Source organism: Kribbella deserti (genome assembly GCF_042434725.1).
GTDB lineage: Bacteria > Actinomycetota > Actinomycetes > Propionibacteriales > Kribbellaceae > Kribbella > Kribbella deserti.
In genome coordinates this window covers 81,603-94,094 of sequence record NZ_JBHLTC010000037.1, presented here as the reverse complement: position 1 = coordinate 94,094, position 12,492 = coordinate 81,603, and the positions used below count along the sequence as shown (strand labels likewise).

11 protein-coding genes are annotated in these 12,492 nt (G+C 68.8%); 5 read left to right on the top strand and 6 right to left on the bottom strand.

Annotated features, from left to right (window positions below):
• Positions 1 to 142: 142 nt before the first annotated feature.
• Positions 143 to 3,880, top strand: a complete 3,738-nt coding sequence (locus tag ACFFGN_RS28780; RefSeq protein ID WP_380053680.1) for a S8 family serine peptidase — start codon at positions 143 to 145, stop codon at positions 3,878 to 3,880.
• A gap of 30 nt (positions 3,881 to 3,910) precedes the next feature.
• On the opposite strand, the gene ACFFGN_RS28775 is transcribed toward ACFFGN_RS28780, so the two are convergent.
• Entirely contained in the window at positions 3,911 to 4,882 is a 972-nt protein-coding gene (locus tag ACFFGN_RS28775; protein ID WP_380053678.1) for a helix-turn-helix domain-containing protein, read from the bottom strand.
• A gap of 144 nt (positions 4,883 to 5,026) precedes the next feature.
• Here ACFFGN_RS28775 and ACFFGN_RS28770 point away from each other — a divergent pair, with 144 nt between their 5' ends.
• Positions 5,027 to 5,455: a nuclear transport factor 2 family protein gene (locus ACFFGN_RS28770; protein ID WP_380053675.1), complete on the top strand. Its 429-nt coding sequence runs from the start codon at positions 5,027 to 5,029 to the stop codon at positions 5,453 to 5,455.
• Here ACFFGN_RS28770 and ACFFGN_RS28765 read toward each other — a convergent pair.
• Genes ACFFGN_RS28765 through ACFFGN_RS28755 form a run of 3 tightly spaced genes read right to left on the bottom strand, consistent with a single transcriptional unit; the run spans position 5,428 to position 8,476 of the window.
• Positions 5,428 to 7,254 carry an ABC transporter ATP-binding protein gene (locus ACFFGN_RS28765; protein WP_380053670.1) on the bottom strand — a complete coding sequence of 609 codons (1,827 nt, stop codon included), beginning with the start codon at positions 7,252 to 7,254 and terminating at the stop codon, positions 5,428 to 5,430. The two genes, ACFFGN_RS28770 and ACFFGN_RS28765, sit on opposite strands and share 28 nt — an antisense overlap.
• Positions 7,251 to 7,775 carry a TlpA family protein disulfide reductase gene (locus tag ACFFGN_RS28760; RefSeq protein WP_380053667.1) on the bottom strand — a complete coding sequence of 175 codons (525 nt, stop codon included), beginning with the start codon at positions 7,773 to 7,775 and terminating at the stop codon, positions 7,251 to 7,253. Before ACFFGN_RS28760 ends, ACFFGN_RS28765 begins: the two co-directional genes overlap by 4 nt.
• A 14-nt stretch (positions 7,776 to 7,789) precedes the next feature.
• Positions 7,790 to 8,476 carry a MauE/DoxX family redox-associated membrane protein gene (locus tag ACFFGN_RS28755; protein WP_380053665.1) on the bottom strand — a complete coding sequence of 229 codons (687 nt, stop codon included), beginning with the start codon at positions 8,474 to 8,476 and terminating at the stop codon, positions 7,790 to 7,792.
• Between the two features lie 636 nt (positions 8,477 to 9,112).
• On the opposite strand from ACFFGN_RS28755, the gene ACFFGN_RS28750 reads away from it, so the two are divergent.
• Complete coding sequence (locus ACFFGN_RS28750; RefSeq protein WP_380053662.1) at positions 9,113 to 9,619, top strand: S26 family signal peptidase; 507 nt, start codon at positions 9,113 to 9,115, stop codon at positions 9,617 to 9,619.
• Between the two features lie 2 nt (positions 9,620 to 9,621).
• Here ACFFGN_RS28750 and ACFFGN_RS28745 read toward each other — a convergent pair whose 3' ends face one another.
• Positions 9,622 to 10,518 (bottom strand): DUF1963 domain-containing protein, encoded by an 897-nt coding sequence (locus ACFFGN_RS28745; RefSeq protein WP_380053659.1) that lies wholly within the window; start codon positions 10,516 to 10,518, stop codon positions 9,622 to 9,624.
• 169 nt (positions 10,519 to 10,687) lie between these two features.
• Between ACFFGN_RS28745 and ACFFGN_RS28740 the strand changes: the two genes are divergently transcribed.
• On the top strand, positions 10,688 to 10,909 hold the full coding sequence (locus tag ACFFGN_RS28740) for a hypothetical protein (protein WP_380053657.1): 222 nt from the start codon (positions 10,688 to 10,690) through the stop codon (positions 10,907 to 10,909).
• A gap of 44 nt (positions 10,910 to 10,953) precedes the next feature.
• Here ACFFGN_RS28740 and ACFFGN_RS28735 read toward each other — a convergent pair whose 3' ends face one another.
• The gene (locus ACFFGN_RS28735) at positions 10,954 to 11,346 is read right to left on the bottom strand and encodes a RidA family protein (RefSeq protein ID WP_380053654.1); all 393 of its coding nucleotides are present in this window, start codon (positions 11,344 to 11,346) and stop codon (positions 10,954 to 10,956) included.
• Positions 11,347 to 11,441: 95 nt separating this feature from the next.
• On the opposite strand from ACFFGN_RS28735, the gene ACFFGN_RS28730 reads away from it, so the two are divergent.
• Entirely contained in the window at positions 11,442 to 12,053 is a 612-nt protein-coding gene (locus tag ACFFGN_RS28730; RefSeq protein ID WP_380053647.1) for a GNAT family N-acetyltransferase, read from the top strand.
• Positions 12,054 to 12,492: the final 439 nt, after the last annotated feature.

Below are 12,492 nucleotides of genomic sequence, written 5' to 3'. Positions count from 1 at the left end.
CATCCGCGCCGGGCCGGGCCGCCGGGCTGTCGTGGTTGTGCCATGGCGCAGAGGCGGCGTTGATGGACAGGGCGCGGGACAGCGCCGGGACTGCACACTCCGGAAGAGGTCTTCCGGCTCACCAGTCTGAAGGAGTTCCCGTATGACCATCCCGCTACGCCGCCCCGGCGCCCACGCGCGACAACCCGGCGCGATCGTGCTGGCCGCCGTACTGGCGCTCGGCACGGCGATCCCGTCCCCGGCCGCCAACGCCACTCCAACCGCCGGAACCGGCACGACCGCCACCCCGACCGGTGAGACCGGGGTCGCCGCCAAGCCCCGGGCAGTCACCCTGATCACCGGGGACGTCGTCGAGGTGTCCGAAGCCGGGAGCGGCCGTCGAGCCGCCACTGTTCGTCCCGCCGCCGGACGGGAGCGGATCGCGTTCCAGACCCTTGAGGTCGATGGCGGCCTTCGAGTGATCCCAACCGACGCTGTGCCGTTGCTGGCCACCGGAGTACTCGACGCGGATCTGTTCGATGTCGAGGAGTTACTTGCGGACGGCTTCGGCGACCACGCGGCCACCAGCCTGCCGCTGATCGTCAAGTACGCCGGTTCGCCTGCGGCACGCTCTCGTACCCTCGCCGGTACGACGACCACCCGGGCCCTCGACAGCATCGGCGGCGCCGCCGTCAGCGCGGGCAAGTCCACCCTGCCGGGCCTTTGGAAGACGCTCGCGCCCACCGGGTCGATGACCAGCCTTGCCAGTGCGGGGATCGACAAGATCTGGCTCGACGGCAAGGTGCGGGCGGTGCTGGACCGCAGCGTCGCGCAGATCGGCGCACCGGCCGTCTGGCAGTCCGGCTTCCAGGGCGGCGGCGTCAAGGTGGCGGTGCTGGACACCGGCATCGACGCGAACCACCCGGACGTCAGCGGCAAGATCGAGCAGTCCCGTGACTTCTCCGGCAGCTCCGGCATCGGCGACAACTTCGGTCACGGCACGCACGTGGCCGCGACGATTGCCGGCACCGGCGCGGGCTCGAACGGCCTGCGCAAGGGCGTCGCGCCGAAGGCGGACCTGCTGATCGGCAAGGTGCTCGGCGACGACGGCTACGGCCAGGAGTCCTGGATCATCGAGGGCATGGAGTGGGCCGCCGGCCAGGGTGCCGCGGTGGTCAACATGAGCCTCGGCGGCAGCGCGACCGACGGCACGGACCCGATGAGCGTGGCGGTCGACCAGCTGACCGAGAGCACGGGCACGCTGTTCGTCATCTCGGCCGGTAACGAAGGCGCCGACGGCACGATCGGTACGCCCGGCGCCGCCCGTTCCGCGCTCACTGTCGGCGCGGTCGACCGGAACGAGAACCTGGCCGACTTCTCCAGCCGCGGCCCGCGCCTCGGCGACGAAGGCCTCAAGCCCGAGATCACCGCGCCCGGCGTGGACATCGTCGCGGCCCGGGCCGCCGGTACCGCGATGGGCAGTCCGATCGACGCCCTCTACACCGCCGCCTCGGGTACGTCGATGGCCGCGCCGCACGTGGCCGGTGCCGCCGTACTGCTGAAGAACGCGCACCCGGAGTGGTCCGCCACCCGGTTGAAGGACGCCCTGGTCAGTACGGCGCTCTCGAACCCGGCGCTGTCCGTCTACGCCCAGGGCGTGGGCCGTGCCGACGTGGCGAAGGCCCTCGCGCAGCAGGTCTACGCGACCAGTGTGGCCGACTTCGGTCTGCTCGCCGACAACGCGTCGGCGACGGACAACGCGCTGGAGCGGACGATCACCTACACCAACGACACCACCTCACCGGTGACGTTGCAGCTCAAGGTGGACGTGCGGAACCTCAGCACGCGCCAGCCTGAGACCGACGGCATCACCGTGCCGGCCAGCATCACCGTTCCGGCCAAGGGCACCGCCGACGTAGGGGTCGCACTTGATCCCGCGAAGGTCGAGCGCGGTCTGCACAGCGGGTGGATCGTTGCCACCGGCACCAACGGAGTCACCGCGAAGACCGCCGTCGGCACGCTTCGCCAGGGCCCGACGCACAAGGTGACCGTACGGGCGATCGCCCCGGACGGTTCGCCCACCGGCGTACCGACGTTCAGCCTGTTCGGCGACCACGCGCGGTCGGACATGCTGTGGTGGATCCCCGAAGGTGGCAGCCGGACGTTCGACGTGGAGGAAGGCACGTACTTCGTCCAGGGCCTGATCGAGATCCGCGAAGTGCAGCGCGAGGCCGCCGGCCTGTACGTCGACCCGTCGCTGAAGATCGACCGCGACATGTCGGTGGTGCTCGACGCCCGCAAGGCCGTACCGATCCGGATCGAGACGCCGAAACCGTCCGAACAGCAGGCGGTGCTGAGCTACTACAGCCATCGCGAGTTCGGGAACGGCCGGACCATCAGCCACGGCGTGATGCACTTCAGCACGGTCAGCGAGGTCCGGGTCACCCCAACCGCCCCGGTGACCGATGGCAAGTACGAGTTCTCCTCGCGCTGGCAGCTGGTCGCGCCGCTCGTCCAGGCTTCGGTGCACGGTCTGCCGAACCCGTTGCCCGACATGCACCTGCTGCATCGGTCTCCGTCGTTCGAAGGCACCCGCCGATTCCCGTTGGTGGCCGCGACGACGACCGACCTGCGCCGGGTTCGCGGTGCCGTGGCGGTGCTCGACCCGGGGCCCGACGCGGACGAGACCGAGGTGATCGCCGCCATCGCGAAGGCCGGTGCAGCCGGGGTGATTCTGCTTCGCCCGCTGGACCAGTTGCCATGGACGGTCTGGCGTCCGACCGGTGATCGCGAGCCGATCCCGGCGATGGTGACCACCCAGGCCACCGGTCGGCAGTTGCTGGCCAAGGGCAACCAGCCCGGCGCGAAGATCAACCTCACGCTGACCACGTCGAGCCCGTACCTGTACGACGTACAGCAGGTCTCGACCGGGCGGATCCCCGCGCAGATCGTGCACAAGGTGACGCCGTCGAACAGCCGCCGCATCACCACCGGGTACGCCGACAACGGTGGATTCGGCTGGGCCAAGGAGCAGCGGTTCGGCTGGCGCCCGTGGCAGACCTACTCGTGGAACGACGCGCAGCGGTTCATCCAGACGCCGAAGGTCCGCGAGGAGTGGGTCTCGGCCGGGGATTCGCTGTGGCAGCACCGGGTGCACCACGCGTTCACCTGGGACGAGCTCGGCCCGCTTCGCGGCGGAATGGCCGAGGCGCCGCGCGGCTACCAGCCGGGCTCGTCCAGCGAGACGTGGTTCGGCCCGGTGGTCCGTCCGGCCTCGCCGCGCGGCGTACCGGGGTTGGTCTCGACTCGCACGGGTGACCTGCTCGCGCTGCGTGTGCCGGAGTTCGTCGACAAGGCCGGGCACTACACGATCGGAGAGGCCGAGACCTCGGCGAAGCTCTGGCGGAACGGGCAGCTCCTGGCCGAGCTGCCCGACGCTCGACAGGATGTCACCACCACCGGCGCCGACGCGGCGTACCGGCTGGAGCTGTTGACGCAGCGGGCGGACGAGGAATGGACGCTCGGCACCAGCACGAAGACCGTGTGGGACTTCCGCTCGGGCAAGCAGCCCGCTGACCAGGCGAAGCCGCTGCCGCTGTTGCAGGTCGACTACGACGTACCGGTCGGCTTGGACGGCAAGGCGACCTCCCTGCCCCACGTGGTCCGGTTCGCCCTCCGGCACCAGGACGGGTACGCCGCACCGCGAGGGACGTCGCTGAAGGCGGAGGTCTCCCGTGACCAGGGCAAGACCTGGCGCCGGGTCGCCGTCATCGGCTCGGGCACGAACCACCTGGCGCTGATGCCGAGTGGGCGCGGGACTGTCTCGCTCCGGGTCGTTGCCAGTGACAGTGCGGGTAACAAGGTCGAGCAGACGGTCGTGAACGCCTACGGCCGTCGGTAGTTCGAAGTAGGTCTAGGTTGCCCGTCGCGGTTAGAGCCAGCCGCGGCGGGCAACCTGGAATGCCAGACCTGTTCGGGTGTCCACGGCCGCCAGGTCCATGAGCCGGTCCAGGCGGCGTTGGACTGTTCGGCGGCTGATGCCGAGCTGTGTAGCGATGGACTTGTCCGGCAGGCCTGCAACCACCAGGGAGAGCAGTAGGCGCTCGGAGTCGTCCAAGCCGTCTCGAGTTTCTTCTTGGGCTCCTTGCAGCCGAACGGGCGTCGCGAGTTCCCAGTGGCTTTCGAACAACGCAAGCAGGGCGTCGAGCAGTTGGCTCCGCCCGATCACCGCGGCCGTCGGTTCGCCGATGCCCTGCTCGTCCGTCCGCACCAGCGGGCAGATGGCTGTCTGCCGGTCGATGATCGCGAGGCGGACCGGAAGCGTCGGTAGCGTCCGGGCTTCTTCGCCCCAGCTCACGCCCTCGGCGATGCTGTCGAGTTCCCCGGGCGTTTCGAGCAGCGCCCGCTCGTAGATCGAGCGATAGCGCACGCCACGGTTGAGAGCGGCGTACTCCTCGGTGTTGTCGGCGCCCTGCATCGCGAGCGGGTTGGCCCGGCAGAACCAGAGGATCTCCTTGCGGGCCGAGTTCTGCACCTGGCGCAGGCGTTCGCGCAGGGTGGCGGCGCCGACGATGACCTCGACCAAGTGGTCCGCGTCGTGGCGGCGGGCGCCGGCGCGGTACTCCTCGCTCAACGCCGCGACGGTCTGCCGCGCGGCCTCGAGCCACTCCTGGCGCTGCAGCAGCGTCGTACCGAGCGCGACGTCGGGCGGCAACGGGCGGAAGACGGGATCGTCGCCCGGCTGAACCGTGACCAGGCCGAGGTGCTGCAACCGGGCGAGCACCTCGGCCGCTTCCGCCTCGGTCAGCGCGGCCACGTCGGCGACCTCCCGGGCGCGCGCCGCGGCCATCCCGATCAACAAGCGATAGGCCTGCTCCTCACGCGGCTGAAGCAGCTCGTGCATGCCGTACCCCTCTGACTTACGAATGGACCTTTGTTCGCGGGCGGCGGCCCTTAACATAACCTTCCCCGTCAGCTATGTCCGAACGAATACGGCCGACACGGCCGGCGTCGCGAAGTGTCGGCGCGGCCCGCTAGCGTCTGGCGCATGAGCGAGACCGAGCAGACCCGGGCCGTCGTCCGGGCGTATCTGGACCACATGGTGGCGCGGAACTGGGAGGCGTTCGCGGCGACCCTGGCCGACGACGTGGAGTACGAGATCCCTCAGAGCCGCGAGCGGATCTCCGGCCGGGAGAACTACGTCCGCTTCAACGCGGAGTACCCGGGTGACTGGGTGCTCAAGGTGACCCGCCTGCTCGTGGACGGCAACACCGCGGCCGCGACGTTCAACTTCCAGGTCGGCGGCGAGTACATGGTCGGAATCGGCTTCCTCGAGCTGACCAACGGCCTGATCTCACGAGTCACCGACTTCTGGCCCGAGCCGTACGAACCACCAACCGGCCGCGAACACCTGGTCCAACGAGTCGACGGCCGGACCGACCACTTCGCTCACCCCGCGACGGCCTCCGAGGAGTAGCCCTTGGCCTGCAACTCGAAGAGCCGCGCGTAGGTCCCGCCGGTGCCAACCAGCGTCTGGTGGGTGCCGAGTTCGGCGATGCGCCCGTCGACCAGTACGGCGATCCGGTCGGCGTCCCGAACCGCGCCGAGGCGGTGCGAGATCAGCACGCTGGTCCGGCCCGCGCGATGGGCGGCCAGGCCCTGGTGGATCTCGTGCTCGGCCTCCGCGTCGAGCCCGGAGGTCGGTTCGTCGAGAATCAGCAGATCGCGGCGGTCCCGCAGGAACGTCCGGGCCAGCGCGACCCGCTGCCACTGACCACCCGAGAGCAGTACGCCGGTGGCCGGGTCATCCTTGTCGGTCTGGTCGAAGAACATCCGCGACAGCATCGTCTCGTAGCCGCGCGGCAGCGCCTGCAGTACTTCGCTGATGCCGGCTCGCTCCGCGGCTGCCTCGACCCGGGGCCGATGGCCTGCCGCTAGTTCGTCGGCGCCGTCCACTTCACCGAAGGCGATGTTCTCGGCCGCGCTGAGCTCGTAACACATGAAGTCCTGGAACACCGCCCCGATCCGGCGGCGCAACTCGGACACGTCGAAATCGCGCAGATCGACGCCGTCCCACAGCACCGCGCCCTTGGTCGGGTCGTAGAACCGGCAAAGCAGCTTCACCAGCGTGCTCTTACCGGCGCCGTTCTGCCCGACGAGCGCGAGCGACTGCCCGAACGGAATGAACAGGTCGACCCCACGCAATGCCCACGGATGCTCGTCGCTGTAGCGGAACCACACGTCGCGGAACTCGATCCCGTGCCGCAGCGCGGGTACTTCCGCCGGCTCGGCCGCGACGGGCAGACCGGACGTCTCTTCGGTCACCACCTGGTAGTGCGTGAACATCAGCAGCGCGTTGTGCGCCATGCCCAGTCGCCCGATCAGCAGCGACAGTGCGCCCTGCACGCCGGTCACCGCCGCGACGAACACAGCGACGTCGCCGAGGGTCACCCGGCCGCTGCCTGCGGCGACGATCGCCCAGATCAGGCCGCCGCCGGCGATCACCGCGCCGAGGGCCGCGAGCAGCCCTTGCACCAGCAGGTCGCGACGATCGAGCCGGCGCTTGGCGGCGTTGGCCTTGTGCAGTTCGGCCAGCATCCGGCGCCGCAGCAGCCGGCCGAGCCCGAGCAGACGGATCTCCTTTGCCGCTTCGAGACCGGTCATCAGTTCGGAGTAGAAGAACTGCCGGCGCTCGGTGGGGCTCAGGCCCGTCATCATCTCTGCCCGGCGGCGGCTGAGTTGCAGTTCGGCGTACAGCCCGGGCGCCGACGCGGCGAGTACGACGACCGCCATCCACGGGGAGATCGTGATCAGCGTGATCACGAAGCCGCCCACGGTCAGCGCGGACTGCAGACCACCGATCAGCGCGTCGAGAATGATGACCGGCCCGGACTGGCTGTGTTGTTCGCCCATTCGGAGCCGGTCGCGATAGGCCGGGTCCTCTAGCTTCGCCAGCCCGGTCATCCGATCCGTGGCCGCGTACAACCGGTCGCGCGACAGCACAGTCACCTTGCGGGAGACCTCGGCCGAGAGATACCGCAGCAGTTCGGTGAGCACCGCGACGGTCAGGCCCGCCAGCGCGAGTCCAGCGGCGAGCAGCACCAGGCGGCCGTCTTGTCCCGCCGCCAGCCGATCGAGCACGGCCTTCAGCAACCAGGCTGTCGCCACCGGAGCCAGGCCGCTGCCGATACTGGCCAGCACGTAGCCGGCGAACGCCGCGGGCGCCGCTCGCCAGGCCAGCGCAAGCGACGCGACCGCACCCGAACGCATGCTCATGCCGTCAGCTGGCCGGCCTGATATCCACTCGCCGCCACCCGCAGGTTGTCGTCGAGCACCACCAGGGTCGGCGTTCCGACCACTCCGACCGCGCGGGCGACCGGCCCGTCGTGGGCCTCGATCACCACCCGGGCCACCTTCGAGAGCTTCTCCGCCATCTCGGTCAGCATCGGCTCGTCCCCGTTGACGATGGCGATGACCCGTTCCTTGCCGAGCGGCTCGGCGTACGCGAGAAAGCCGGGCAGGCTCTCCGCGCAGGTGTCACACCGGGTGGAGAAGAACCCGAGCACGGTGCCGCCGGCGGGCGCGACCTCCAGACCGTCCAGCGCGGTCGCGGTGAACGACGCGATCGGCGTACCAACGGCCACGATGCCGACGTCCAGACCCTGGTTGGAGGTGTTGACCAGCTTGGTGAGCATTTCGGCATGGGACCGCAGGCGCCGGACCAGGCCGAGCGTGATCATCAGATCGAGTACCAGCACCACACCGATCAGCACGACCGCGACCGTCAGAATGATCAAGGCATTCTCCTTCGCTAGACACCGACGGAGGCGTCGGTGGGACTGAACAGATCAAGCAGGTCGTCGAACCGGGTGATGAGCAGCCCGCCGATCACCCCGGCCATGACGGCCAGTGCGGCGCCCGCCGGCTGAAGCGGCGCGCCCTGGGTGAGCGCGGCAACCAGGCCAGCGACGGCGAGTACCAGCAACAGCAAGTTCCGTACGACGTGAGCGCGACCTAGCGGTGTTGAGGTGGCCCCGAAGCACTTGCAGGCTTTGCGAACTCCCCGGCGAAGTGTGAGCACGATGGCGGTTGTGAAGGCCAGGAGCAGCGTTATGGCCAGTACGAAGCCAACGATCGCGAGGAGACTCAGCCGCGAACTGAAGGCTCCACCGGCGCCGACCACCAGCGCGATGGCAAGTGCCGCCTCGACCGCTACAACGCCGTACGCCGCCGGTAAGCGCAAGGCCTCGGGCAGCACCTCCAGCGGTCCCGCAGAGGTTACGAAGTCGTGGAAGGACTTCCGGCTCGCCTTATTAGCGGCGGACAGGGCGAACACCAGCGCCAAGGCGGCGCAGGTGCTGAGCAGTAGATAGGCCATCGACACCCCAGAGTCGAGGCGGTGCCGGCGTCTCCACCGGCACCGCTGGTATTGATAGGTCAGCAGGGGTGAGAGGGGTAGCAGTTGCCGCAGGCACCGGCCGCACAGTTCTTCATCCACCTGATCATGCTGGGCGAGTCCCAGCGGCAGCCACAGGACACCTGGTAGTCCTGCACGCCGGCTTCGGCCACGACCTCCGGAACCAAGCGGCTGACAACCCGATCTCCAAGCTGCTGAATTGCCTTGAACATTGCTATTCCTTTCCGAGGCGGACAAGTGGCCAGGACTGTACTGACGCAATCCGCCTGGAGCGAGAGTTAATTCAATCTCTCCACTGGCAAGATCCGGACAGCTCACCATTGTCATGAACCAGCCTCGCATTCCGCGTTGTCCGACCCGAAAATCCGGGTAAGACACCCCGGCGCGGATCAGAGCCGATGCCCGCCAACGCCCTGTCTCCGCGGCGATTCGGCCAGATTCGCGCCTACTCCAGCGGCGTTGATCCAACGGTCACCAACGATCCGCAGCCGAATTCGTCGAATGTCTTCGACCACAGTCGAATAGTTGCCAATACAGGTCACCACGATGCCTACGCGAGAGGTAATTCAGGTCGGGCAAACCTCTTGCGGTGATTCTTTGCACGGCTTTAGCGTTCAACCGGTTGAATGCTCCTGCGGACCGCTTGCGGGAATCGCCCGCAGCCCCATGCGGGTGAGTCCGCGGCGATGCCGTTCGGGCCGCACTTAGGGTGGGGGAATGCTGAAGGTTGGGGTAGTGGCGGCCGGCGTGGTCGCGCTCGGACTGGTCGCGGCGAGCCGGCGCCTGACCGCGGTGACCGTGACGGGCAAGAGCATGGAACCGGCCTTGGCCGACGGCGACCGGCTGCTCGCCTGGCGTCAGCCGAGACCACTGCGCGCCGGGGACATCGTCGTACTGGAGGCGCCTTATCCCGCCGGCCTCGTGGTGGGCGAAACCGCCGACGGCGCGTTGGAGCCACCTCCCTGGCAGACCCCACCACTCGCGCGCGGCGAGATGAGCCGCCGCTGGATCGTCAAACGCGTGACGGCTCTACCGGGCGACGCCGTACCGCCGGACTCGGCCGGCCGAGTGCCCGCCGGCGCCGTCGTCCCGCCCGGACACCTACTCGTTGTCGGCGACAACCGACCGCACAGCTACGACTCCCGCCAGGTCGGCTTCGTCCCGGCCGAACGGGTCCTCGGCCTAGTTGTTCGCCGTCTGGGGCCTTCAGCCGGAAGTGCTTGAGGTCAGCCGCATTGCCAGGTGAAGAGCGCTTCTTCCGGCTGCTGTGCGTCCTGGACCAGGTAGTACAACTGGCCCGCATCGCCCCACATCATGTCGGCGTCGTCATCCGAAGCCACTTGCAGAAGCAGTTGCCAACTGACTGCCGCCGCTTGTACTTCCGGATCACTCGCGTCGAACGGCTCATCCAGAAGGCCGTGCCGCAGTTCCTCGGCCTCGTACTCGACCGGGTTCTGCTGAGGGTGCGGATGTCCACCGATCTGATGCACGTCACCTCCACCGGCCGACAACTCCTCAAGGGCTTCGTAGAGCGCGTCGACAGCTGGCGCCGGCATCCCCTCGCGTGGACCACTCAGGCCGTGCTTCCCCCAGACCGCCTCAGCCGCCGGCGCGTCGTACGACGGCCAGGTCAGCGTCCGGATCGCGGCCAGCTCAACCGCTGGAAGCGGAACGAGGCCGGGTGGTGTCGCGGAGATGCCGCCCGGGAGGAGGTGGAGCACCCGGAATCCGGGTCGGGTCGACGCGTCCCAGGTACCAACGACAGCGTCCTGGAAGAAGTCGGGCCGTTGGTCGAGGTAGAAGAAGGCCAGCTCGCCGTCGGCCGGAAGGCCCAGCTCGGGCAGCATCATGGACACTGGGCCGCACCTGAAGCTGAGGACGTGGGCGAGCGGGCCGTATTCGTCCCAGGCCGGCCAGGAAGCGACCGCGGTAGCCGGCAATCCCCCGAGTCGTGCCACGACCTCCTGACCTTCGCGCGCGTGCTCCAACCGGAGCGCGGGACGCAGGCTGGCGAGAAAGTCGGCCGCAGCGAGCGGCGGGAGGTGCTTGTCCGCGAGCGCGGTCAAAACCCGGAGTCGGTCGTCGAACTCACTAGCCGGTTCGCCCGGACCTCGCTTGGCCATGTTTCAACCTACTGGCCGGGGAAGCCATCACGGCGGCGCTGACCCAGCACGCGACCAGCCGATCTGGGCTGGTTGGGGTGATCTTTGGGAATCGGCGTCATGAAGGGGGATTCCGGCCGTCCTTGTCGTGTAACCCGGCAGCCGTCCCCTGCCAACGACGAGGAGAGAAATGGGCACCACCGTGGTCGTAAGCATCACCGTGATCGGTCTCGCCGTCCTCACCGGCTGGCTGATCGCGAACTCCCGCACCACCCCGCATCGCGGTACGCCGCGCGGGGCCGCTCAGTCGCTCAGCCGGCAGGGACGCCATCGCGGCCGGGTCACACCCGCGCTCCGCGCCACCGGCAGCGCCGCGCGAGCGCGCCGCCCACAGCACACGGGGGAAGAATGACGCCGGGCAACGACTGGCTCGCCTAACGCGTTCCGTGCCCGGCGCTAGCCCGCGGCGATGGCCTCGATCTCCAGGAGCCACTCCTCGGCGAAGATCCCGGCCAGCACGACGGTCAGCGCCGGGCGATGTGCTCCGAGCACCTCACGCCGTACGGCCGAATTGACCGCGGCGTGCTCCCGGGCGGACAGGAAAGTGGTGACCTTCACCAGGTTCGCCACGCCTAGACCCGCGTCCTCGAGGACGGCTAGCAGGTTCGCCCAGACCTGCCGCGCCTGCGCCTCGAAGCCGTCCGGGACCGTCCCGTCGCGGTCGACGGGGATCTGCCCGCTGATGAACAGCAGCCGCTGCGCTCCGTCCACCGCGACGCCCTGCGCGTACCCACCCGAGGCCTCCGGCGCCGAAGCCGGGTCGATCGCCGTCATCCGTAGTTCCGTCATGCCCGGGTGGTATCACGATCGATAAGCCGACGACACCGGGTTTTGGCGGCGCTACTCTTTGGGAGCGCTCTCAACCGCTGCCAAGGAGTTCGCTCATGCCGTTCATCCGCCCTTATCGCCCAGCCGATCGCGCGGCCGTCGGTGACATCTGCGTCCGGACGGCGGATGGCGGGGGCGACTCGCGCTCGCTCTATCCCGATCTCGACCTGATGCCGAGCATCTTCGCCTGGCCGTACGTCGAGCTGGAGCCGGAGCTGGCCTTCGTCCTGGACGACGATGCCGGCCGTGCGGTCGGCTACGTGCTGGGCTGTGCGGACACGCCCCGGTTCGCGAAGCGCTTCCGCGACGAGTGGCTGCCCACGGTCGTCTCACGGTATCCGGAAGGCCACGAGGCCGGTACGCCGTCCGGTTTCATGGTGAGCCTGCTGCACGATCCGGAGCGAATGGTGGTGCCGGAGCTGGCGGACTACCCGGCGCATCTGCACATCGACCTGCTGCCGGAGTACCAGCGCGCCGGTTGGGGCCGGGCCTTGATCGACACCCTGTTCACCGCCCTCGCGGCCGGCGGGGTCGACGCAATCCACCTCTGCATGGTGTCGGCCAATACCGAGGCGCGGGCCTTCTACGACCGGCTCGGCTTCCGCGAGATCGCCGTACCGAACGCCGTAGTCGTGACCTACCTCGGCCGCTCCACCCAGCTGGACTGAGGCCCGCACTCGCTCAGTCGAGGACCCAATCCGCACCAGCCCAAGCACCTCTCGTAGATGTGCGACTTACCCATAGTTGTGGTGCGATGTCGGGGCAGTTCGAGGAACCGGGTCCATGACTCGGCGCCTCCTTCCGGCAAACGCCGAGTGATCGCGGGGGTGGACCGGCGAGTTGGGGGGTTGGCGTCCGAGATTCGACGAGTCGCCCCCCCATTTCACCTGTCGACCCCTGCAATCACTTCCGCGATCCGCCGCACGGGACGCGTTTAGGACCGGACGACCGCGTCGATCGGCGAGAAGGCCTGGGCGAAAGGGTGGCTGGCCACTGCCGAGGTGGGTTACCACCTCGGAGTGCGGGGTGGTAACCCAACAGCCCAATGGCTGGCCACCCGCAGGGCACCGCGACAACTGGCCCTACAGGCTCGAGGTGGTTGCCGGA

Excerpts from the sequence above, each read along its gene's own strand:
- ACFFGN_RS28780 (WP_380053680.1), top strand. The coding sequence starts at position 143 with ATGACCATCCCGCTACGCCGCCCCGGCGCCCACGCGCGACAACCCGGC.
- ACFFGN_RS28775 (WP_380053678.1), bottom strand. The coding sequence starts at position 4,882 with ATGCACGAGCTGCTTCAGCCGCGTGAGGAGCAGGCCTATCGCTTGTTG.
- ACFFGN_RS28770 (WP_380053675.1), top strand. The coding sequence starts at position 5,027 with ATGAGCGAGACCGAGCAGACCCGGGCCGTCGTCCGGGCGTATCTGGAC.
- ACFFGN_RS28765 (WP_380053670.1), bottom strand. The coding sequence starts at position 7,254 with ATGAGCATGCGTTCGGGTGCGGTCGCGTCGCTTGCGCTGGCCTGGCGA.
- ACFFGN_RS28750 (WP_380053662.1), top strand. The coding sequence starts at position 9,113 with ATGCTGAAGGTTGGGGTAGTGGCGGCCGGCGTGGTCGCGCTCGGACTG.
- ACFFGN_RS28745 (WP_380053659.1), bottom strand. The coding sequence starts at position 10,518 with ATGGCCAAGCGAGGTCCGGGCGAACCGGCTAGTGAGTTCGACGACCGA.
- ACFFGN_RS28740 (WP_380053657.1), top strand. The coding sequence starts at position 10,688 with ATGGGCACCACCGTGGTCGTAAGCATCACCGTGATCGGTCTCGCCGTC.
- ACFFGN_RS28735 (WP_380053654.1), bottom strand. The coding sequence starts at position 11,346 with ATGACGGAACTACGGATGACGGCGATCGACCCGGCTTCGGCGCCGGAG.
- ACFFGN_RS28730 (WP_380053647.1), top strand. The coding sequence starts at position 11,442 with ATGCCGTTCATCCGCCCTTATCGCCCAGCCGATCGCGCGGCCGTCGGT.